At 33.3% G+C, this 21,716-nt stretch carries 19 protein-coding genes and 1 tRNA gene; 17 read left to right on the top strand and 3 right to left on the bottom strand.

The genetic code is table 11. The features are described 5' to 3' along the window. Positions 1–542: 542 nt before the first annotated feature. Positions 543–1,184, bottom strand: coding sequence for an orotate phosphoribosyltransferase (locus tag QA584_RS28575; protein WP_278272493.1), 642 nt, complete (start codon positions 1,182–1,184; stop codon positions 543–545). Between the two features lie 274 nt (positions 1,185–1,458). Here QA584_RS28575 and rpmH point away from each other — a divergent pair, with 274 nt between their 5' ends. From rpmH to QA584_RS28505, 14 genes are all read left to right on the top strand, one after another. After that, positions 1,459–1,593: a 50S ribosomal protein L34 gene (rpmH, locus tag QA584_RS28570; protein WP_033164197.1), complete on the top strand. Its 135-nt coding sequence runs from the start codon at positions 1,459–1,461 to the stop codon at positions 1,591–1,593. 143 nt (positions 1,594–1,736) lie between these two features. Continuing rightward, positions 1,737–2,087, top strand: a complete 351-nt coding sequence (gene rnpA, locus QA584_RS28565) for a ribonuclease P protein component (RefSeq protein WP_278272492.1) — start codon at positions 1,737–1,739, stop codon at positions 2,085–2,087. Next, positions 2,087–2,299 carry a membrane protein insertion efficiency factor YidD gene (gene yidD / locus QA584_RS28560; protein WP_278272491.1) on the top strand — a complete coding sequence of 71 codons (213 nt, stop codon included), beginning with the start codon at positions 2,087–2,089 and terminating at the stop codon, positions 2,297–2,299. Before rnpA ends, yidD begins: the two co-directional genes overlap by 1 nt. 53 nt (positions 2,300–2,352) lie before the next feature. Further along, positions 2,353–3,615, top strand: coding sequence for a YidC/Oxa1 family membrane protein insertase (locus QA584_RS28555; protein WP_278272490.1), 1,263 nt, complete (start codon positions 2,353–2,355; stop codon positions 3,613–3,615). 2 nt (positions 3,616–3,617) lie between these two features. Beyond that, entirely contained in the window at positions 3,618–4,370 is a 753-nt protein-coding gene (gene jag, locus QA584_RS28550) for an RNA-binding cell elongation regulator Jag/EloR (RefSeq protein WP_278272489.1), read from the top strand. 89 nt (positions 4,371–4,459) lie between these two features. Further along, the gene (gene mnmE / locus QA584_RS28545) at positions 4,460–5,836 is read left to right on the top strand and encodes a tRNA uridine-5-carboxymethylaminomethyl(34) synthesis GTPase MnmE (protein ID WP_278272488.1); all 1,377 of its coding nucleotides are present in this window, start codon (positions 4,460–4,462) and stop codon (positions 5,834–5,836) included. A gap of 157 nt (positions 5,837–5,993) precedes the next feature. Further along, positions 5,994–7,877, top strand: a complete 1,884-nt coding sequence (mnmG, locus tag QA584_RS28540; RefSeq protein ID WP_278272487.1) for a tRNA uridine-5-carboxymethylaminomethyl(34) synthesis enzyme MnmG — start codon at positions 5,994–5,996, stop codon at positions 7,875–7,877. Positions 7,878–8,020: 143 nt separating this feature from the next. Beyond that, the gene (gene rsmG / locus QA584_RS28535) at positions 8,021–8,740 is read left to right on the top strand and encodes a 16S rRNA (guanine(527)-N(7))-methyltransferase RsmG (RefSeq protein ID WP_278272486.1); all 720 of its coding nucleotides are present in this window, start codon (positions 8,021–8,023) and stop codon (positions 8,738–8,740) included. Between the two features lie 278 nt (positions 8,741–9,018). After that, positions 9,019–9,483, top strand: a complete 465-nt coding sequence (locus tag QA584_RS28530) for a GNAT family N-acetyltransferase (protein ID WP_278272485.1) — start codon at positions 9,019–9,021, stop codon at positions 9,481–9,483. A gap of 109 nt (positions 9,484–9,592) precedes the next feature. Further along, on the top strand, positions 9,593–10,687 hold the full coding sequence (locus QA584_RS28525) for a sensor histidine kinase (protein ID WP_278272484.1): 1,095 nt from the start codon (positions 9,593–9,595) through the stop codon (positions 10,685–10,687). After that, complete coding sequence (locus tag QA584_RS28520) at positions 10,687–11,337, top strand: response regulator (protein ID WP_278272483.1); 651 nt, start codon at positions 10,687–10,689, stop codon at positions 11,335–11,337. The genes QA584_RS28525 and QA584_RS28520 overlap by 1 nt, the downstream gene beginning before the upstream one ends. A 177-nt stretch (positions 11,338–11,514) precedes the next feature. Beyond that, a complete protein-coding gene (locus tag QA584_RS28515; protein ID WP_278272482.1) occupies positions 11,515–12,282 on the top strand; it encodes a ParA family protein in 768 nt (255 codons plus the stop codon). Positions 12,283–12,449: 167 nt separating this feature from the next. After that, complete coding sequence (locus QA584_RS28510) at positions 12,450–13,346, top strand: ParB/RepB/Spo0J family partition protein (RefSeq protein ID WP_278272481.1); 897 nt, start codon at positions 12,450–12,452, stop codon at positions 13,344–13,346. Between the two features lie 16 nt (positions 13,347–13,362). After that, positions 13,363–13,875, top strand: a complete 513-nt coding sequence (locus QA584_RS28505) for a DUF4446 family protein (protein ID WP_278272480.1) — start codon at positions 13,363–13,365, stop codon at positions 13,873–13,875. A 348-nt stretch (positions 13,876–14,223) separates the two neighbouring features. Here the strand turns inward: QA584_RS28505 and adhE are convergent, their stop codons facing one another. Then, positions 14,224–16,839: a bifunctional acetaldehyde-CoA/alcohol dehydrogenase gene (gene adhE / locus QA584_RS28500; protein WP_278272479.1), complete on the bottom strand. Its 2,616-nt coding sequence runs from the start codon at positions 16,837–16,839 to the stop codon at positions 14,224–14,226. Positions 16,840–17,250: 411 nt separating this feature from the next. On the opposite strand from adhE, the gene QA584_RS28495 reads away from it, so the two are divergent. From QA584_RS28495 to QA584_RS28485, 3 genes are all read left to right on the top strand, one after another. Then, on the top strand, positions 17,251–18,315 hold the full coding sequence (locus QA584_RS28495) for an HD-GYP domain-containing protein (RefSeq protein ID WP_278272478.1): 1,065 nt from the start codon (positions 17,251–17,253) through the stop codon (positions 18,313–18,315). Positions 18,316–18,566: 251 nt separating this feature from the next. Beyond that, on the top strand, positions 18,567–19,457 hold the full coding sequence (locus tag QA584_RS28490; RefSeq protein ID WP_278272477.1) for a DUF3881 family protein: 891 nt from the start codon (positions 18,567–18,569) through the stop codon (positions 19,455–19,457). Between the two features lie 57 nt (positions 19,458–19,514). Continuing rightward, positions 19,515–19,588 (top strand) — tRNA-Arg (locus QA584_RS28485). Positions 19,589–19,891: 303 nt separating this feature from the next. Here the strand turns inward: QA584_RS28485 and QA584_RS28480 are convergent. Beyond that, complete coding sequence (locus QA584_RS28480) at positions 19,892–21,337, bottom strand: D-alanyl-D-alanine carboxypeptidase family protein (RefSeq protein ID WP_278272476.1); 1,446 nt, start codon at positions 21,335–21,337, stop codon at positions 19,892–19,894. Positions 21,338–21,716: the final 379 nt, after the last annotated feature.

Here is a 21,716-nt window from a genome sequence, read left to right as displayed (position 1 = left end):
TACATTAATCTCCCTAATATAAAATTTCGTACATACTTAATTATATGATATAACAAAATTGTGGATATTTCAATGATAATATGTAAATTAATCTCTTCATACACAGGTTATCCCCAGTAGATATATGCATAATAACAATTGTGTGAATAAATTATAAAAAGTATAAACATCAAAAAATTCCAGTTTTCGCGGGAACTAAATTTACAATTGTTTAAAATATTCACACCAATTCACATAGTTATCCACAAATTATCAACAATTTGTGGATAACTATGTGTGAAACGGTTGTTATTATTTTTTTTCGGTGTATTTTACTTATATTTTAGGGGAAAAACGACATATAGAAGGAGTTAAGATTAATTCTATTTGGAGATTTCTAAGGAAAAATAAAGCATAACAGTCAAACCAGGATTTAAGCATACTTCTTATTCTAAATCCTGGTGAGGCTGTTCTGTTGTAAAAGTTAATATAGCAAGGTTATAATGGTGAACAGGATAGAACGTTTGAGTTTATATGTATTGGATATATGCTAAAGGATTGATTTATAATAACTTTGTATAACCATAGCCGTTTATAATTGCCTCTATTTTATTATTTTTTTTGCACTGTGGACAACTGGTGATATTATAATTTTTATATTCCGGCAAATCCGCTGTTTTATAAATTGAGTTAATGGGAATATCTTCAATAGTATCAACAGCACTGAATATAGCATTAATTCCTTGTATATTACCACCGTAATACTTTATACACTCAAGGCTCTTTCTTACCGTATTACCAGTTGTAACTGATGCGACCAGTAATAAGATATGTTTCCCGGATACGGCAGTCAGGTTATTTTCCCTGAATATTAATTGGCCGTTATTGTATTCAGGAGATATAATATAGAAGGTCTCATGGGTGTTCATAGATAGTATCCCTGCATGATTTAATTCTAAAGCAAGAAAACCCCCGATGACTTCACAACCATCCATACATACTATGGTATCCACTATCATGTCGTTGTTATTTAACTTGACCATGGTTTTAGCGGCCTCCATAGCTTCATTCAGACGAGTTTTAACAGAGGTCATATCAATATAAAAATTAACGTGGGAGTATCCTGTGGCAAAATGCCCGGGTATGATTTTTAAGGAAATTTTACTGTTCATTGGTGAAGTGATTTTTAAGGCCCTGCTTTCCATATAATACCTCCTTTAAGATTTAATACTATAGTAAATAGTATTTTGAAATTCCTTAAAATATAGCAACTTACCTTAGATTTATTTTAAATATTAAATATTTTAGTATAATAGTAAGATAATAGAATTATTGGTTTAACAGCATAAATATAATTAAATAACTCTTGACGTACAAGCCGTTAGCGAATATAATAAACATGATATTTTAAATTTAATTAAAATAGAACAAATACGCTTACCATATATATATTGGTATATTAAAAGGAGGTGCAAAGGTATGAAAATGACTTTCCAACCTAAGAAAAGATCCAGATCTAAGGTGCATGGATTCAGAGCTAGAATGAGTACTGCAAACGGAAGAAAAGTTTTATCAAGCAGAAGAGCAAAAGGAAGACACAAATTATCAGCATAGGTCGCATTATTGTGGCCTTTTCTTCTCTTATAAGACTTAAGTTAACATAATGTCCATAGCAGACTATTTTGTTAATTTTGACGTCCCTTTTTTGAAGGACGTCGTTATTTAATCTGTTAGTTATAAGAAAGGGCCGTGAGATTTTGAAATCGTCAGAATCATTAAAAAATAATACCAGCTTTAAGTATGTATACCATAACGGAAAATCCTATGCTAATACGTATTTAATTATGTATGTTATAAAGAATGACACAGAAATGAACAGAATCGGTATTTCTGTAAGTAAAAAAGTTGGTAACAGTGTAATAAGACACAGATTGACCAGGTTAATCCGTGAAAGTTACAGATTAAATGAAAATATGTTTAATAGTGGTTTAGACATAGTAGTGATAGCAAGAGCAGGTGCAAGAGGAAAAAGTTATACTGAAATAAACAGCGCATTGCTTCATTTAGGAAGAATGCATAAAATTTTAAAAGAGATGATAAAGTCGTGATGAAACGAATTTTAATATTTTTGGTAAAATTGTATAGAAAATTTATTTCTCCTCTCAAAGGAAGGTCCAGTTGTATTTATACGCCTACCTGCTCTTTGTATGCACTTCAGGCACTGGAAAAATATGGTGCGGTAAAAGGAACTTATTTAGCAGTAAGGAGGGTATTAAGATGCCATCCTTTTGCAACTGGTGGGTATGATCCGGTTCCATAAAGAGTTTGGTCAGGGATTAAGACACTTTCGTATGTGTCAAGGAGGAAAATAATTTGTTCAGTATATTTTTAACGCAAAGCAGTGGAATATTAGGTCCGATTGAATCCTTATTAGGATGGATATTGAATGCTATTTATGAGTTCTTGAATTTGTTCGGCATACAAAATGTAGCTATCGTAATTATTTTATTTACATTTATCGTTAGGGGACTTATGATTCCTTTAACAATTAAGCAGCAAAAATTTTCAAAATTGTCATCAAAGATGAATCCGGAAATACAAAAGATTCAGGCTAAATATAAAGGTAAGAAAGATGAAGCGTCTTTAAGAAAACAGCAGCTTGAAACCCAGGCTGTGTACCAAAAATATGGTGCAAACCCGACTGCCGGATGCCTGCCATTATTAATCACTTTGCCAATCATGTTTGCATTATACCGTGTAATCTATAATATACCGGCTTATGTTAATGATATTAACCATATGTATTCCAATATAGCCCAGGGGTTAATCGGAACCAACGGTTATGTTGATATACTTACGGACATGGCAACAAAGGTTGGGGTAAAAACAGGTTCTTTTAATGAAATCGCTTCGAATGGAGTTATATCCTTAAATCATGTAATTGATATTTTAGCGAAATTTAAATCAGCAGAATGGGTAGAACTTGGTAATAAATTCCCAACATTACAGTCCATTATCCAACCGAATGCTGCTGATATATTAAGTGTTAATCGATTTATCGGCGGTTTAAATATTATCGATGCACCTGGATATAAATTCCCGGGTATTTTAGTACCGATTTTAGCAGCTGGTCTCCAGTTTATCCAAGGTAAACAGACTCAGGCTTTAAACCCGACGGATAAAGAAAACCCTATGTCATCAACGATGAATGCCATGAATACGGTAATGCCTATTATGTCAGGTATTTTCTGTGTTATGCTTCCTATCGGTGTTGGTATCTACTGGGTAGCCGGCAGTTTATTTGCAATTATGCAGCAGTTTATCATCAATAAACATATGGAAAAAGTAGATGTGGATGCTTTAATTGAGAAAAATATTATGAAGGCAAATAAACGTAAAGCTAAAAAAGGAATCGATCCCAATGCTACTATGGAAGAGTTAGCAAAGAAACAGACCAGATCAATTGAATCAACAGTGGAAACCAAAGATACGTCAACAACAAATTATGCGAATTCTGTGAAAAAGAACTATGAACCTTCCGATTATAAGAAGAGTGAAGTATCCCATAAAGCAGGAAGTATTGCTGCTAATGCCAACCTTCTTAGTAATAGGAATAATAATAAGGGGGAAAAGTAAGTATGGAGTGGTTAGAAATTACTGCTAAAACTGTAGATGAAGCATTGACGGAAGCTTTAATTAAATTACAAACAACCAGTGACCGGGTTGAGTATGAAGTGATAGAAAAAGAGAGCAGTGGTTTTTTAGGTTTATTCAATAAGCCCGCCAAAATACGTGTTAAGCTAAAAGATAGTGTAGATAATATTGCGAAGGATTTCTTAAGTAAAGTATTTAAAGCTATGGGTATTGATGCAAAGTTAGAACTTGTATATGATGAAGCCGCCTCTTCCATTGATATTAATATAGTCGGAGACGATATGGGAGTACTAATTGGTAAACGAGGACAAACTTTGGATTCCCTTCAGTATTTAGTAAGCCTTGTATTAAATAAGGAAAGTGAAAATTATCTGAAAGTTAAGCTTGATACTGAAAATTACCGTCAAAGAAGAAAAGAAACACTTGAAAATCTTGGAAAGAATATTGCTTATAAAGTAAAAAGGACTAAAAAGCCGGTTTCTTTAGAACCTATGAATCCTTATGAGAGAAGAATTATACATTCTGTATTACAGAATGATAAATTTGTTGAAACTCATAGTGAAGGGGAAGAGCCTTATAGAAGAGTAGTTATTACCTTAAAGAAGAGTGCTATGACCAGGGATTATAAATACGGCAGTCATAATAAGTATTCACACAATACAAGAACTTCCAAGGAAAACAGCGGAACTTATAATAAAAACAAAGAATATAGTCAAAAGCATAGTGAAGTGGAATAAAAACAGAGGGTGTATTAAAGATAAATTTGCTTTGATACACTCTCTTCTGACATTTATCATTCCATAACATTCTTAGATGGGAGCAGTTTATGAAAACAGATACGATTGCTGCAATTGCTACTGCAATGAATAATGCCGGAATCAGTATCATCCGTATCAGCGGGGAAGAAGCCCTGCCAATTATGGATCAGATATATAAGAGCAGGTCGGGTGATAAAAAGTTATCACTTACGGACAGTCATACCATACATTATGGATTTATTGTGGATAAAGATACTGTTATTGATGAAGTAATGGTATTAATTATGAAAGGACCCAAAAGTTATACGAAAGAAGATGTGGTTGAAATTGACTGCCACGGTGGTATTGTTGTTACGAAACGAATACTGGAAACGGTATTAAAGTATGGGGCAAGAACAGCGGAACCAGGGGAATTTACGAAAAGAGCATTTTTAAACGGTAGAATTGATTTATCTCAGGCTGAAGCAGTCAGTGATATTATTAATGCAAAAAATGAATTTGCCTTAAAGAATTCTCTGAATCAGTTAAGAGGGAATGTATTAAATAAAATAAAAGAAATCAGAAACTCGGTGATACATGATCTTGCCTTTATTGAAGCTGCATTAGATGATCCGGAACATATCAGTCTGGAGGATTTTTCAGAAGAGTTAAACACTCATATCGATAGTAATTTAAATGAATTACAGATCCTTTTAAGATCTTCGGAAAACGGCAGGTTATTAAAGGAAGGTATTAAAACAGTTATTCTTGGTAAACCCAATGCCGGAAAATCCTCTTTATTAAATGTACTGGTTGGTTCTGACCGGGCTATCGTTACTGAAATAGAAGGTACTACCAGGGACACTTTAGAGGAAACGATACAGCTTGGTAATATTACATTAAATGTAATAGATACTGCCGGCATACGGACTACAGAGGATATCGTTGAAAAGATTGGTGTAAGCAAAGCAAAAAAATCTGCGGAGGATGCGGATTTAGTTATTTATGTTGTGGACGCTTCGAAGTCTCTTGATGAGAATGATATGGAAATTATTGATTTGATAAAGGATAAGAAGGCTGTCATATTATTTAACAAGTCAGATCTTTCTGTAGTGTTAGACCAAAAAGAGATCAAAACTTTAACGGGAAAAGAAATTATTCCGGTTTCGGCGAAAGAAAATATAGGAATTGATTTATTAGAGACCTGGATAACAGAGCAGTTCTTTCGTGGTAATATTAGTTTTAACGATGAAATCTTTATCACTAATATAAGGCAGAAAGAAGCCATTGCAGATAGTATACAAAGTCTTGAAATGGTTAAACAAAGTATTAGTGACGGTATGCCCGAGGATTTTTATTCCATAGACCTGATGCATGCTTATGAATTATTGGGGGGCATTATCGGTGAAGCTGTGGATGAAGACCTGGTAAATACCATTTTTCGTGAGTTTTGTATGGGTAAATAAATTTATTAATATATGAAATAACAGTAATTATTTGAGTATTGGTCATTAGTTTGATATATAGATAAACAGAAAAAGGTATTGTAGTTTCATTCAATAGTTTGCTTTTATTTGCCTGAATCTTAATTATATCAGACTTTTTAGTATAGAGGAGGACATAATGTCATATACGTATGAAACTTATGATGTTGTCGTAGTTGGTGCGGGTCATGCCGGCTGTGAAGCTGCATTAGCATGTGCAAGATTATCATTTAACACCTTAATTGTAACAATTAGTATGGATAGTATTGCTTTAATGCCATGTAATCCCAATATTGGAGGAACATCAAAGGGACATTTAGTCAGGGAAATAGACGCTTTAGGCGGTGAAATGGGTAAGAATATAGATAAAACTTATATTCAATCTAAGATGTTAAATATATCAAAAGGTCCGGCCGTTCATTCCCTTCGTGCTCAGGCAGATAAACAGGACTACAGCAGATCTATGAGAAAAGTCCTTGAAAACACACAAAACCTTACCCTAAAACAGGCTGAAGTAGCGGAGATTTTAGTGGAGGAAGGTAACGTTGTGGGGATAAAAACCTTTTCAGGTGGAATTTATCCCTGTAAGGCAGTTGTATTGTGTACAGGTACTTACTTAAATGCCAGATGTGTATTTGGGGATGTGAGTATCCATACAGGTCCTAACGGGTTACAGGCTGCTAATCACTTAACCGATTCCCTAGTAGCTATCGGCATAGAGATGTATCGATTTAAAACCGGTACTCCGGCACGTATTGACAGACGATCTATTGATTTTACAAAGATGGAGGAGCAATTTGGAGATGAGGAAATTGTACCATTTTCTTTTACAAACAACCCAGAGGATATAAAGAAAGAGCAGGTATCCTGCTGGTTAACTTACACCAATGAAAATACCCATGATATAATAAGGGCCAATATTGACCGATCTCCATTATACTCTGGTAATATTAAGGGTACCGGTCCTAGATATTGTCCTTCCATTGAAGATAAAGTAGTTAAATTTGCAGATAAGGAAAGACATCAGGTATTTATCGAACCGGAAGGAAATTACACCAATGAAATGTATGTAGGCGGTATGTCCAGTTCTCTTCCGGAGGATGTTCAATATCAGATGTACCGAAGCGTAGCCGGACTGGAAAATGCTAAGATAGTACGAAATGCATACGCAATTGAATATGATTGTATCAATCCCATGCAATTAAAACCTTCTTTAGAGTTTAAGAAAATTGGAGGTCTATTTAGTGGTGGACAGTTTAACGGCAGTTCAGGTTACGAGGAAGCTGCAGCACAAGGCTTAATGGCCGGAATAAATGCAGCTATGAAATTGCTTGGCAAAGATCCGCTTGTACTAGACCGTTCCCAGGCATATATTGGAGTATTAATTGATGACCTGGTAACGAAAGAAACCCATGAGCCTTATCGCATGATGACCTCAAGAGCAGAATACCGGTTATTATTACGGCAGGATAATGCGGATTTAAGATTAACTAAAATTGGATATCAGGTAGGATTAATTCCAGAAGAAAGATATCAGAAACTAAAAATAAAAGAAGTACAAATTGAAGAAGAAATAAATAGACTAAATAATACGTTAATCGGAGCCAATCAGGAAGTTCAGACATTACTTGAACAATATGGAAGTAATTCTTTAAAAACAGGTACGACTTTGGGTGAATTAATACGGCGTCCGGAACTAACCTATGAGATGCTAAAACCTATTGACAAAAACAGAATTCCCCTGGATCAAGCTGTAATCGACCAGGTTAATATTAATATTAAATATGAAGGTTATATTCAAAGACAGTTAAAGCAGGTAGAGCAATTTAAGAAGCTAGAGGGAAAATTAATTCCAAAGGATATTGATTATTCTGTTGTACCAAGTCTTAGGATTGAAGCAAAGCAAAAGCTGATACAGATTAGACCTATGTCAGTGGGACAGGCATCTAGAATATCTGGAGTATCTCCGGCTGATATTTCAGTTTTACTTATTTATCTGGAACAGCTTAGGAAAACCAGATAGATAAAGAACCTCTTAGAAAGATAAGAAGGAAAAAGTATGAAAGAAATTTATAACGAGAAAGGTTGCCACACTGTGCATCTTTCACACATTCTTATTTGTGGCAGTATCCCAGGCCAGCCTGGGATATACAATGGGTTTAAATTATGAATAATTTATTGGACTTTGTCCCAGCGTTTCAAGCGTTGAATATTACCTTAACAGAAAATCAAATGGGACAGTTTATAAAATATTACGAGCTTCTAATAGAAAAAAATAAAGTAATGAACCTTACTGCAATTACCGAATTTAATGAAGTCGTAAATAAGCATTTTATTGATAGTCTCTCTATTGTAAAAATTATTGATATGAGTAAAGGTATTAAAGTACTGGATTTGGGAACTGGTGCAGGTTTTCCGGGAATACCATTAAAAATAGCTTTCCCGGATCTTGATATAATATTACTGGACTCATTAAATAAACGAGTGAACTTTTTAAATGATGTAATTGATAATCTGGGTCTAATTAATATTACTGCAATTCATGGACGTGCAGAGGAATACGGAAAAAAGGAAGGATATCGAGAAGGTTTTGACATATGCGTTTCGAGAGCAGTGGCTAAATTATCAACTTTAGCGGAATATTGTATACCATATGTAAAGGTTAAAGGCAGTTTTATTTCATATAAAGCAGGTAATGTCTTAAATGAGCTGGAGGAATCCAAAAAAGCAATTGGTGTTTTTGGTGGTAAAGTAGAGCAGATAAAAAGCTTTTGTCTTCCAGGAACAGATATAGAACGGACGTTAATTAATATTAAAAAAACTTCTCCCACTCCTAAGTCATATCCCCGTAGTGGTGGTAAACCAAATAAAGAGCCGATTATATAGAATCAATTCTACATGTAATAATAAAATTGTGAATAGTAATTAAAAAAATTAGAGGAATGTCAATTGTCTTATGTGTATAAAGATAATATTTATACAAGCAAACATATATAAGAACAATTGGCATTTTGCATTATATAATAAAAATGACAATTAAAATTATAATAATACAAAAAAACAAATTATAATTTATAATAAGACAAATTAATTATATATTTATATATATAATATATGGTAAAATAGGTATAGATTATTAAGTTTCATAATAGGTGGTGAAAATATTGATTCAAGGTAAATTTTTATCTTATGGTGATGATTTATCACCAGTGTTTGAAATTAGAAGAAAAGTATTTATTGAAGAACAGGGGGTGTCTGAGGAAGAAGAGTTTGATGAGTATGATGATTTTGCAATTCATGCTATTGTTTATGATATTGACGATAGCAAAAAGCCAGTTGCAACCGGAAGAGTATATCATGATGGTAAAAACTACAGGGTGGGAAGAATCGCTGTGTTAAAAGAAGAAAGAGGAAAATATTATGGTGATTTTGCAGTCCGGCTTTTAGTGAATAAAGCTTTTATGTCGGGGGCCGAAGAAGTTGTAATCGGTGCTCAAGTAAGTGCGGTTCCTTTTTATGAAAAAATTGGATTTGTTTCTTTTGGGGAGATATATAAGGAAGCCGATATTGATCACATTACTATGAAAGTCAAGCTAGATACCATATGTAGGAAATGTGACAAAAAATAACTATTTAGAAAGAATTTAGAAAAATAATTTTTTATTTTTCATTTTAGGCTTTAAAAAAAGCAAAATATGTTATATTATATAGATAAAAAATAGGGAGAGTTACATTATTATGATTCATCAAGATGATAATATGGGGTTCATGGAACAATTAAGTGATGCTCTTGATTTCTTAACTCAGAATGAGGAGCAGACCCAGAAAGAACTTGATCAAATTAATATCAGTATCAAGTGTTTAGAAGAAGAATTAAAAGAAATTAATAATAGTTTAACTGTTATTAATAAAAATAATAATTCTAATGCTGACTTGTTTTCTCCTTCTATTAAAATTGAAAAAGATAATCGGATAAGTTTTTTAATAGCAGAAAAACAAAATATCGAATCGAAGATGAAAGAAGCAGAAGAGAATTTTCTTTTTTTTATTAACAGGAAGAACAGCCTGGATAATTTGATTAATTGTTTTTATACTATGAAAAGCAATTGTATAGAGGAACCAGGTACAGTAAATGAAAGTACAACTTATAATATAAGTCAGGACATGGGCATCAACGTTTTAGAAACACAGGAAAATGAGCGGAAACGGATTGCCAGAGACTTACATGATTCCACTGTACAAAACTTAACGAATATGATGCATAAGACTGAATTATGTACTAGGTTAATTGATATTGATCCGGTAAGGGCAAAATTAGAACTACAGACTATGATCAATACAATTAAATCTACCATTAATGATATGCGTAATATCATATTTGGCCTAAGACCGATGTCTTTGGATGATTTGGGATTAATTGCTACTATTGAAAGATATATAAGAGATTTTAAGAAAAATCATGAGATAGATATATCATTAAGGGTTCACAATGAGGAAAAAAGCATTTTACCTGTTATAAATTTAACATTGTTTCGAATTGTTCAGGAAGCATCGAATAATGCAATGAAACATGGTAAGGCAAATAAGATAGTTATCGATTTAAGTTATGACGATGAAACTATTGCATTAAGTATATCTGATAATGGTATAGGATTTAAGAAAGATACTTATATGGAAACAAAAGCAAATATGTTTTCGGGATACGGATTATCAATGATGAAAGAGAGAATACTTCTTTTATCTGGTGATTTTAATATAGAGTCAAGTGAAAACAAAGGAACTAATATTTTAGTCAAGGTACCACTAAATCATGCAAGGAGGACATATAAGTAATGGAACCTATTAAAATTGTAATTGCAGACGATCACCGCATGGTAAGGGAAGGACTAAAACAACTGCTAGAATTAGAGGGTGATATTTCAGTTATAGGGGAAGCTGGAGACGGGGTTTCATGTCTTAGTATCATTGAGGAATTGAATCCGGAAGTTGTTTTATTAGATATTAATATGCCACTCATGAATGGTCTTCAAGTACTTCAAAAATTAAAAGAAAACAAATGTAATAGCCGTATTCTAATATTAACTATTCATAATGAAGTTGAATATTTGATGAAAGCTGTAGATATTGGCGTTGATGGCTATATATTAAAGGATTCAGAGTCAGACGTTCTAAGGAGAGCTATTTTTGCCGTAAAAAGTGGTGAAAGTTATATACAAAGCGAATTAGTATCTTTAATGAAGGATAAGTTAGAGAATTCTGATACTGAGTCGGTTATGGATGATAATATACTTACAAAAAGAGAGATGGAAGTTTTAAGATTATTGACAGAAGGACTATTTAATAAAGAAATTGCATATCAACTGTCAATCAGTGAAAAGACTGTAAAGAATCATGTGTCTAATATCTTCAAAAAAATCAGTGTTTCGGATCGTACTCAGGCAGCTGTATATGCTATAAAAAATAATATTGTTGAGTTAATATAGTATTAACTAGTACAAGCTTAGATTAAAACGTGCAATTACTTCATAGAGTTGTACGTTTTTTTTGTTTCACGTGAAACATTTTTATAAACAGTGTCGGAAAGTATAGATATATGCATGAATTAGTGTTATAATAAATTGACTAAAAATTTGTTTATTTTAAAGTAAAGGGGGAATAACGTGGGACGTATTATAGCTGTGGCTAACCAAAAGGGCGGTGTTGGTAAAACAACAACAACTATTAACTTATCTGCTTGCTTAGCTGAAAAGGGAAAAAAGGTATTAACTATCGATATAGATCCACAAGGTAATACATCCAGTGGATTAGGCATAGATAAGAATAATCTTGAAAACACAATTTATGAATTAATGATCGGTGAATGTACGATAGATGAATGTTTGCTTTCGAATGTTATTGAAAATCTTTCTGTGTTACCCTCTAATGTAAATTTAGCTGGTGCTGAGATTGAGTTAATAGGGATTGACGATAAAGAATACATACTAAAAAAAGAGATTGATAAGATAAAAGATAATTACGATTATCTGATTATTGATTGTCCCCCTTCTCTCAATACTTTGACTGTTAATGCAATGACAACGGCTGATACAGTTCTGGTTCCTATTCAATGTGAATATTATGCCTTGGAAGGTCTATCCCAATTAATACATACAATAAACCTGGTTAAACAAAGACTAAATCCTACTCTCGAAATTGAAGGAGTTGTTTTTACTATGTTTGATGCAAGGACAAACTTATCCTTACAAGTAGTTGAAAATGTAAAATCGAACTTAAAGCAAACGATATATAAATCAATTATACCACGTAATGTAAGATTAGCTGAAGCACCCAGTCATGGTTTACCGATTAATTTGTACGACTCCAGATCAGCAGGTGCAGAAGGATATAGAGACTTGGCAGATGAAGTTATCGAACAAGATAATAATTGATGTGAAAAGTAAATTGATATATTGAAAGAAGTTTATATAAGAGTATTAGTATTTATGTGCTTTATATATAAGGTGATTTGATATGGGACACCAATAATTAAACCAGATGTTATTAAATGTATTACATAAATTCATAATGAACCAGAGTGAAAGGATAAAGTGGTAATATGGCAGTGGTAAAAAAGGGATTAGGTAAAGGTTTAGACTCAATGATACCGGAAAAGGTTGAGAGTACAAAATCAGAACCTATAAAAAAAGAAGAAGATGTTTCACGTGAAACATTAATAAATATAAATGAAATAGAACCAAATAAAGGACAACCCAGAAAAAATTTTGATGAAGATGCAATACAAGAATTGGCTGATTCAATAAAACAATTTGGAATTATACAACCGTTAATTCTTCAGAAAAAAGACAAGTATTATGTCATTGTGGCCGGTGAACGCAGATGGCGTGCTGCTAAAGTTGCTGGTTTAAAGAAAATTCCAGCAATAATAAAAGATTATTCACCACAGGAAATCATGGAAATTGCTTTAATTGAGAATTTACAGAGAGAAGATCTGAATCCGATAGAAGAAGCATTGGCATTTCAAAATTTAATTAAAGAATTTAATTTAAAGCAGGATGAAGTTGCAGAGAGAGTATCTAAAAGTAGAGTTGCAGTGACAAATTCCATGAGATTACTAAAATTGGATTCGAAAGTTCAACAGATGTTAGTCGATGGTATGATTTCAAGTGGACATGCCAGAACTTTACTAGCAATTGAAGATTCAGATGTTCAATATCAGGTTGCATTGAAAGTATTTGATGAAAAGCTAAGTGTAAGAGAAACAGAAAAGTTAGTTAAAACTATCTTAACTACAAAAGAAGATAGTTTAAAAGAAACAGCTATTACGAAGGAAGATTCTTTTATATATAGAGACATAGAAGAAAAAATGAAAAAAATAATCGGTACAAAAGTTTGTATAAAGAAAAAGGCTAATAATAATGGTAGAATTGAAATAGAATATTATTCCACGGAAGAGCTAGAAAGAATTATTGAATTATTTGAATCAATTATTTAAAGGAGATTAAGTACAAATGCAGCTATTTGAATCGTTAGGATTAGATATTGGTTATGTTTTAATTGGAGTAGCAGGTTTTTCACTATTATTATTAATTCTTGTAATTATATTAATGGCTAAGTTAAGCAAAATCAATAAAAAATATAGAAAATTTATGGCGGGAGCTGATGGAAAAAGCCTAGAGAACCAGTTTATAACAAAATTTACTGAAGTTGATGAATTGAAATTTGAGAGTAAAAAAATCAAAGCTAAAATAGAAAAAATTTCTGAAAACCTTATTTTAACTTATCAAAAGGTTGGAATAGTAAAATACGATGCTTTTAAAGAAATGGGTGGAAAATTAAGTTTTGCTGTAGCTATGTTAAATGATAATAATGACGGTTTTATACTTAATTCTATGCATTCCAGCAGGGAAGGTTGTTACACTTATATTAAAGAAGTTATTAAAGGCGAAGCATTTGTAGTTCTGGCGGAGGAAGAAAAATTAGCATTAGAGGAAGCTAAAAAGTCAAGAGATTATATGGGATAAGTAATTTAATAATGTTTGAGAGACTTGATATGACCCCTAAAAGTTAGATTCTGATTCTACTTTTAGGGGTCATACTAACTTGATCTCTGTAACATTTTTTTATATAAAAAAGTAGTTTAGTAATATATTCTAATAATGAGTTTATGTACTAGATGATAATAATAATTCATTTAGTAACGATTTATACCAGTAATATAATATTAGTTTTTCAGCAATGGTCTCTGATAATTTAAAAAGCAGTAAAAACACTACCTAAAAAAAGGAAAGCCTCACATTAATTATTGTTGAGGCTTTCCTTTTTTATTGGCAGATTAATTGATTACATATTTTATTTGATGCTTAAATCTATTACTTTTTAACAGGAACATTACCTTTACCATAGTAAGATAACAGGTATAAATCTTCAAGTTCTGATACTAATGGAAGACGAGGATTTGCTGTTGTACACTGGTCACCAAAAGCTAAATCAGCAAGAGGTCCAACTTTTGATAAGAATTCCTTTTCATCAAGACCGTATTCTTTTAAAGTTGCAGGTATTTCAAGGAAAGCATTTAACTTTTCGATTTCAGTTGCTAAAATCTCTACTGCATCGTCATTATTTTTAGGTTTATATCCTAGCTTATTCATTAAGGAAAAAATCTTATCCCCTACAATATAGCTTTCATATTTTGGCCAGGATGTAAACTTAGTAGGGCAGGAAGTACCATTATAACGAACTACATGAGGTAAAAGGATTGCATTGGCACAACCATGAGGTACATGATATTCACCACCAAGTTTATGAGCAAGTGAGTGATTGATACCAAGGAATGCATTAGTAAATGCCATACCAGCAATGGTTGAAGCATTATGCATCTTTTCGCGTGCAACGGGGTCATTTGCTCCAAACTCATAAGACTTCCTTAAGTATGTGAATACCATCTCAATTGCATGAATAGCAAGAGCATCTGTATAATCTGAAGCTAATATAGAAATATAAGCTTCGATCGCATGAGTTAAAACGTCCATACCTGTCCAGGCAGTTGATTTCTTAGGAACTGACATTACGAAATCAGGATCAATGATTGCTACATCGGGAGTTAATTCGTAATCTGCCAGAGGATACTTCTTATTTTCTTCTTTATCAGAAATTACGGCAAAGGAAGTTACTTCGGAACCTGTACCAGAGGTTGTTGGAATAGCAACCAATTTGGCTTTTCTTCCAAGTTGAGGGAACTTATAGGTTCTCTTTCTGATATCTAAGAACTTCAAGGACATATTCTTAAAGTCAGCTTCTGGGTTCTCGTAGAATAACCACATACCTTTTGCAGCATCGATAGCAGAACCACCGCCAAGTGCTATAATAACATCAGGCTTGAACTTATTCATGGAATCAACACCCTTCATTATGGTTTCTAAGGATGGATCTGGTTCTACCTGGTCAAATATTTCGCAATGAACATATTCTTCTCTTTTTCTTAATTGATATAGAACTTTATTTACATAACCTAACTGAGTCATAGATGGATCAGTAACAATAAAGGCTTTTGTTATATTCGGCATTTTGGCAAGATAAGCGGTTGATCCGGACTCAAAATAAATTTTACTTGGAACTTTAAACCACTGCATATTATTTCTCCTCTTTGCTACGCGCTTAATGTTTACAAGGTCAACAGCAGATACATTATGTGTAGTTGAGTTTCCGCCGTAAGATCCGCAGCCAAGGGTTAAGGAAGGCATGTTAGTATTATATAAATCACCAATTGCGCCATGTGTAGATGGTGAGTTAACAATAATACGTCCGGTCTTCATACGGTTGGAGAATTCTTCAATTACCTTTGAATCAGTAGAGTGAAGTACAGAAGAGTGACCCATTCCGCCGTTTGCTAACATTTTCTCACATAACACTAAACCATCTTCCACATTTTTGGCCTTAACTACTGCCAATACTGGGGATAATTTTTCAATGGACAGTGGATAATCTGCTCCGACACCTTCAAGTTCGGTGCATAAAATCTTGGTATCTTTAGGAATTGTAAAACCAGCCAGGGCAGCAATTGCTGCTGGGGACTGTCCTACAATCTGAGGATTAACAGCTCTTTTTTCAATATTGATTACAATAGGTTCAAGTTTTTTGATTTCTTCTTTCGTTGCAAAATAACAACCTGCTTTTTTCATTAGGTCAACAACTTCATTGTATACAGGAGCCTCAATAATAGCAGCCTGTTCGGAGGCGCATATCATACCATTATCGAAAGATTTGGATAATACTAAATCGTTAACTGCTCTTTTTAAAACGGCAGTTTTTTCTATAAAGCAGGGAACATTACCAGGTCCTACACCAAGTGCAGGTTTTCCAGAGGAGTATGCTGCTTTTACCATACCAGGACCACCTGTAGCAAGGATACATGCAACACCAGGATGATTCATAAGAACGGAAGTAGCTTCAACCGATGGATATTCAATCCATTGAATACAGTTTTTAGGGGCACCTGCATTAACGGCGGCATCTAATAATGTTTGAGCCGCTGCCTTGGAACACTGTTGAGCACTGGGATGGAAGCCGAAAATAATCGGATTACGCGTTTTAATACAGGAAATAATTTTAAACATGGTAGTTGAGGTCGGATTGGTAACTGGAGTAACACCGGCAACAATACCGATAGGTTCTGCAACCATCATAAAATCTTCTTCTTCGTTATCTTCGATAATACCAACAGTTTTTTGATATTTAATGGAGTGCCAGATATATTCTGTTGCAAATATATTTTTAGTGATCTTATCTTCATAAATGCCTCTGCCAGTTTCTTCAACAGCCATTTTAGCCAGCACCTGCTGTTTTGCAAGACCTGCTAAAGCCATTTCATGAACAATATTATCTATGGAAGCCTGGTCATAATTCATGAATTCTTTTAATGCAACCTGTGCATTTTTAACTAATAAGTCAACATGTTCTTGAGGTGTAGGTTGTTTCTTTTCACTCATATTAAAATCCTCCTGTAAATAATTTTTAATGTATGTTAATTTATTAACAAATATCTGCAAATCGATATTACACTTTGAATATAACAAAGAATACGAATTTTGTCAAACAATATTTTATTATAATTAGACAAATAGATGTAAAATAAAAGAGAATATAACCTATAATTATATACAAAATGCACAACTGGTAAAAAAGCATTATGTAAATATTACAAATAGAAATAAATAAAATCATAAGTATGTTAAATATATAACAATATTAATTTATTTTTAATCAATCATAATATTGACATTAATAGTATTATTGGATATTGTATTATATAGGTGGATAAGTTAAGCCTCGGGAAATTAGAATTACAATTACACTAAATGCTCATTATCCGCAAATGTTTAAATTACGAGGTGTTTCATATGAGAAGAATGTTACTTGATTTTATCAAGGGACATGAATTGCTTGCAAGAGATATAATAAGTAACAGTGGAATTGTAATCATGTCGGCAGGTTCTGTGATTAAGAAGGAATATATCAGAAGGTTAACAGAATTGGATATAAATTATGTCTATGTCGAAGATGAATTATCCATGGGAATTGAAGATGTAGATAATACAGAGGAAATGATAAAAGCGCAGTGCCAGGATATTGTAAGAAGTATTATCGACAAGTATTCCTACCAGGGGTATGGCGATTTAGTAAACATACAGGAAGTTGCTGAACAAATCATCGGTGACATGATAGAGCAGCCGGAGATTTTATTTAATATATCAGGAGTTCGCAGAAAGAGTGAAAGCACATATTCTCATTCCATTAATGTATGCGCTTTGTCGGTTTTATTAGCTTTAAGAATGAAACTTCCAAAAGCTAAAGTACGTGAAATAGCTGTTGGAAGTCTTTTACATGATATAGGCTATAATTCTATGCAGTTTGATTACATCAATAACAATTATAATGATTTAAATAAAATGGAGCAGAAAGAACTCTTAAAACATGTTATATACGGCTATTCTTCTGTTATCAAGGAAGATTGGTTAACATTAGCTTCCAAAGACATTATCTTATGCCATCATGAAAAAATGGATGGTTCCGGCTATCCGTTTCATAAAAAGGGCGATAAAATAAAGATAGGAAGCAAGATTGTTGCTGTCTGTGATACCTTTGACAGTATAGTATATGGTTTTTTGTGTCCTAAAATGAAAGTACATCACGCGATTGATTACATAGTAAGTCAAGCCGGTGTCAAGTTCGATTTTGATATTGTTAATTGTTTCATAGAATCAGTTGCGGCTTATCCTAATGGTACAGTTGTTATTACGAATACCGGAGAAAAAGGTATTGTAATCAGACAAAATGTAAAATGCCCTACAAGACCTGTGTTACATATGATATCTGACACTAATGGTAAGAAATATTCAACCTGGGTAGAAAAGGACTTAAATAAAGAATTAACATTACTAATTGAAGATACAATTGAATTATAATAGAAGGCTGTTAAATTCTTTCATCTGTTAAATTTATTCGGGATGGGAGAATTTTTTGTTAACGGTAATTATAGGTGGTAGTTGGTGGAATTACTGGAAGGAATATTTCTTGCCAGTAATGCAAAAATATGATATAAGTAATAGATAAATACTTTTTTGTATAATCTAAAAAAAATTGGATATATTAAATAAGCTAGGCTCCATATAATAAGGTAATCTGGTTTATATTTTGAGTTAGGTGGTGGATGATTGTGCATAGTTATTTAAGAGCAATAGGATTTAGTGAAGTAATAGATCGAATAGAGTTAGAACGTTTGTTGGGCATAATCATAGATCAGCCAACAGAGAAAAAGATATATAATATGCCTAATAATAAAGAATTTACTGAAATATCAAAGATGTTTTCAAAACAGATGGGTATTACCTTACGAGGTGAAATAGACTCCGAAGGAAAATTCTACATGGAACATTATTATCCATATTTCAGAAGTCAATATATGAGTACGAAAGAAGAAACTTCAATTATAAAGAGAGTGGACACCGAAGCCTATACTGGTATGTGCGATGATATCAGACTGGGTGTATCTTTAATCTTTTATTTGCAGAATGTTGTGGATTATTTATCGGAAGGGAAAGAGAAAACGGATAGACCTTTTCCGATTTATTTATCGGCTCTTTCTATATCCGGAAAGATTATCCTGCCTATGGAATTAGATGAAAAGCTGGCGAAGAATAACAGTGCCGATGTGCAGTATAGAAGACAGTTAATTGCTGAGGCTAAAAAAGGAAATCAGGAAGCAATAGACAGCCTTACAATAGATGATATAGATATGTATGCCATGATATCAAGAAGGGCTAAGGTAGAGGATATTTATACGATAGTCGAAACTTCTTTTACACCATTTGGTTCGGAATCCGACAATTATACAGTTTTAGGTACCATTGTGGATATGGATGTTCTGACTAATGATTATACGGGTGAAGAGGTATACAGTCTTATGATATCCAGTAATGACGTTATTTTTCAGGTTGCTATTAATAAAAAGGATTTACTAGGGGAACCGGTAGTGGGAAGGCGTTTTAAGGGGAATATCTGGCTTCAGGGGAATATAGATTTTAATTCAGATAAATGTTTGAATTAAGGTTGACTTATTTCAAATTAAATAGTAGAATAGTTTTGCTGCCATTTGGTAGTGAATGCATCTATAGCTCAGTAGGATAGAGCGACCGCCTCCTAAGCGGTAGGCCGCTGGTTCGAATCCAGTTAGGTGCATTAAAAAAGAAGGATTTATGCTTATCTGCATAAATCCTTCTTTTTTAATGCAAAGTAGATAAATCGTCCTATTACATAAAAAACGCTCCATTATGGATGGGCACCTCGCGAAGAGAAAGTTATTGCTGTACAAACGGCTCAGGCACGAAAGTGTCAGTTTACTGACACTTTATCTAATGCTTGATTTTATAAACCGCTATTTTGTGAACTTTATGAAAACACTGTCTTAAAAAAGCTTTTATTCATATTGTTATCTAGTAATCGAATGACTAAATCGTTACAATAACAGATTTTTATCATGGTCTAAAAAACTTTTTTATTATAATGTTTTCTGCGGCCCCGCTTTTCAAGATATGAGTTTCTTCTTTTTCGATAAGGAAGCTCTACAAAGATAATATAAAAAGTCAGACCAATGAGGACGCAGCCGATTATGATTAGAATGATTACAGGTTTCAGATTTCCTTTACTTTCTAAGGTATTCGCGGGATTGTCATCCAAAGCCTGAGGTGTGGCTGTAGGTAAGGGGATATAGGAGCCTTTTAAGAGGTTATCCGAAACCGTGTTGTTATATACAATATCGGCAGATCCTACGAACTTGTCACCATAGGTATATTTAATTTGACCGATTACATTTTCACCCTTAACAGCATTATCTATGGGAGATAATATTATTTCTTTCTTTGCATCCTTATAATCAGCTGAGTTAGGAAGTACAATATTTCCTTTGGGGCTGATTTGAAGCTGTGAAGAGGTAGCACTGAATAAGGGGCTGTATTTTGTAAATAACGGATTCGTATCCGCAGTATCCGGATCCTCCATGTCTGCTATATTGTAGAGTGAAAAATTATCGAAGCCATAATTTAATAAACTTGCAGTATCAGAATATTCATTCTGAATACTGTCACAATGTAATATGATGCTGATTAGAGTCATACCATTACGTTGTGCAAATGTTACCAAAGTATATTTGGCTACTGAGGTATAACCGGTTTTACCTCCTATAACACCATCATACTTAAGAGCTCCGTTAATAAATTTATGATGGTTCGCCAAATATCTGGTTTCCTTTTGCATATTGGTGGGGGGGATGGTATAGGTTCTTGTCCCAGTTATTTTGCGGAATGTATCATTATTAATTGCAGCTCTTGATATTAAAGCCATATCATAAGCGGAGGTGTAGTGATTCGGGTCCGGTAAACCATGAGGATTAGCAAAATTGGAATCCACACAGCCAAGTTCCTTTGCTTTTTTATTCATAAGGTCTACAAAGGATTCAACACTGCCGGAAACATGTTCTGCTACCGCATAAGAAACATCATTAGCAGATACCAGCATGATTCCATAAAGGGACTGTTCCATGGTAAGTTTTTCGCCGACATCCGTACCGCCAAGGCGGCTGCTGTCTAATTCTACATCATAGATCGCTTTTTTCGAGAAAGTTACCGTATCTCCAAGGGAAGAATTCTCGATTGCCAGTAGGGAAGTTAATATTTTAGTTATGCTGGCGGGATAGTAAGTTTTATGGATGTTTTTTGCATATAGTATAGCACCGGTAGAGGCTTCCATTACAATTGCTGCATCGGAGCTTACATCGGGTTTATTACCCGGCCACTTAAGTTTTGACGCTTCTGATTTATTCGTATTGTTTATAGATGTATTAGCGGGTACATTGGTTGTCTGAGAATAGGATACGGTTGTATTTATAAATAATAAGCAGATAATACTTATTATGGCTAATGGCTTTTTCATAATAACTCCTTTATATTAAACCGGCTGGTATATTTTTATATTTATAATCAAGTTTGAATAGTATGTCCAGTTAATGCTAATTTTACGCTTATAAGTTTTTGTTGAGAACTTATGATAGTATATGAAAACAATACCTATATTATAGATTATTTTCTTAGTTGTATCAAGGAAAAACGAAAGTTTAAGAAAAAATTAAATATTTAAAATTCGTGTTTTTATGCAGGATAGCAAAAGAACCGGGAACATAAGAGAAAGAAAACTTTCACTTTGTTCCCGGTTCTTTTGAACTCCTGTAGTAACCCCCGGGCACTTGACGTAAGGGATGCCTAGTGATAAACGGAGACGACACGAATTCGTTGTTTTGTTGGTAATTAATTCA

Source organism: Anaerocolumna sp. AGMB13025, assembly GCF_029689925.1.
GTDB lineage: Bacteria > Bacillota > Clostridia > Lachnospirales > Lachnospiraceae > Anaerocolumna.
The sequence above is the reverse complement of the archived record's forward strand: the minus strand, read 5'-3'. Positions and strand labels throughout refer to the sequence as shown.

Excerpts from the sequence above, each read along its gene's own strand:
- QA584_RS28495 (WP_278272478.1), top strand. The coding sequence starts at position 17,251 with ATGAGAAGAATGTTACTTGATTTTATCAAGGGACATGAATTGCTTGCA.
- QA584_RS28505 (WP_278272480.1), top strand. The coding sequence starts at position 13,363 with ATGCAGCTATTTGAATCGTTAGGATTAGATATTGGTTATGTTTTAATT.
- QA584_RS28480 (WP_278272476.1), bottom strand. The coding sequence starts at position 21,337 with ATGAAAAAGCCATTAGCCATAATAAGTATTATCTGCTTATTATTTATA.
- mnmG (WP_278272487.1), top strand. The coding sequence starts at position 5,994 with ATGTCATATACGTATGAAACTTATGATGTTGTCGTAGTTGGTGCGGGT.
- rpmH (WP_033164197.1), top strand. The coding sequence starts at position 1,459 with ATGAAAATGACTTTCCAACCTAAGAAAAGATCCAGATCTAAGGTGCAT.
- jag (WP_278272489.1), top strand. The coding sequence starts at position 3,618 with ATGGAGTGGTTAGAAATTACTGCTAAAACTGTAGATGAAGCATTGACG.
- adhE (WP_278272479.1), bottom strand. The coding sequence starts at position 16,839 with ATGAGTGAAAAGAAACAACCTACACCTCAAGAACATGTTGACTTATTA.
- QA584_RS28520 (WP_278272483.1), top strand. The coding sequence starts at position 10,687 with ATGGAACCTATTAAAATTGTAATTGCAGACGATCACCGCATGGTAAGG.
- QA584_RS28575 (WP_278272493.1), bottom strand. The coding sequence starts at position 1,184 with ATGGAAAGCAGGGCCTTAAAAATCACTTCACCAATGAACAGTAAAATT.
- QA584_RS28510 (WP_278272481.1), top strand. The coding sequence starts at position 12,450 with ATGGCAGTGGTAAAAAAGGGATTAGGTAAAGGTTTAGACTCAATGATA.
- rsmG (WP_278272486.1), top strand. The coding sequence starts at position 8,021 with ATGAATAATTTATTGGACTTTGTCCCAGCGTTTCAAGCGTTGAATATT.
- QA584_RS28525 (WP_278272484.1), top strand. The coding sequence starts at position 9,593 with ATGATTCATCAAGATGATAATATGGGGTTCATGGAACAATTAAGTGAT.
- yidD (WP_278272491.1), top strand. The coding sequence starts at position 2,087 with ATGAAACGAATTTTAATATTTTTGGTAAAATTGTATAGAAAATTTATT.
- mnmE (WP_278272488.1), top strand. The coding sequence starts at position 4,460 with ATGAAAACAGATACGATTGCTGCAATTGCTACTGCAATGAATAATGCC.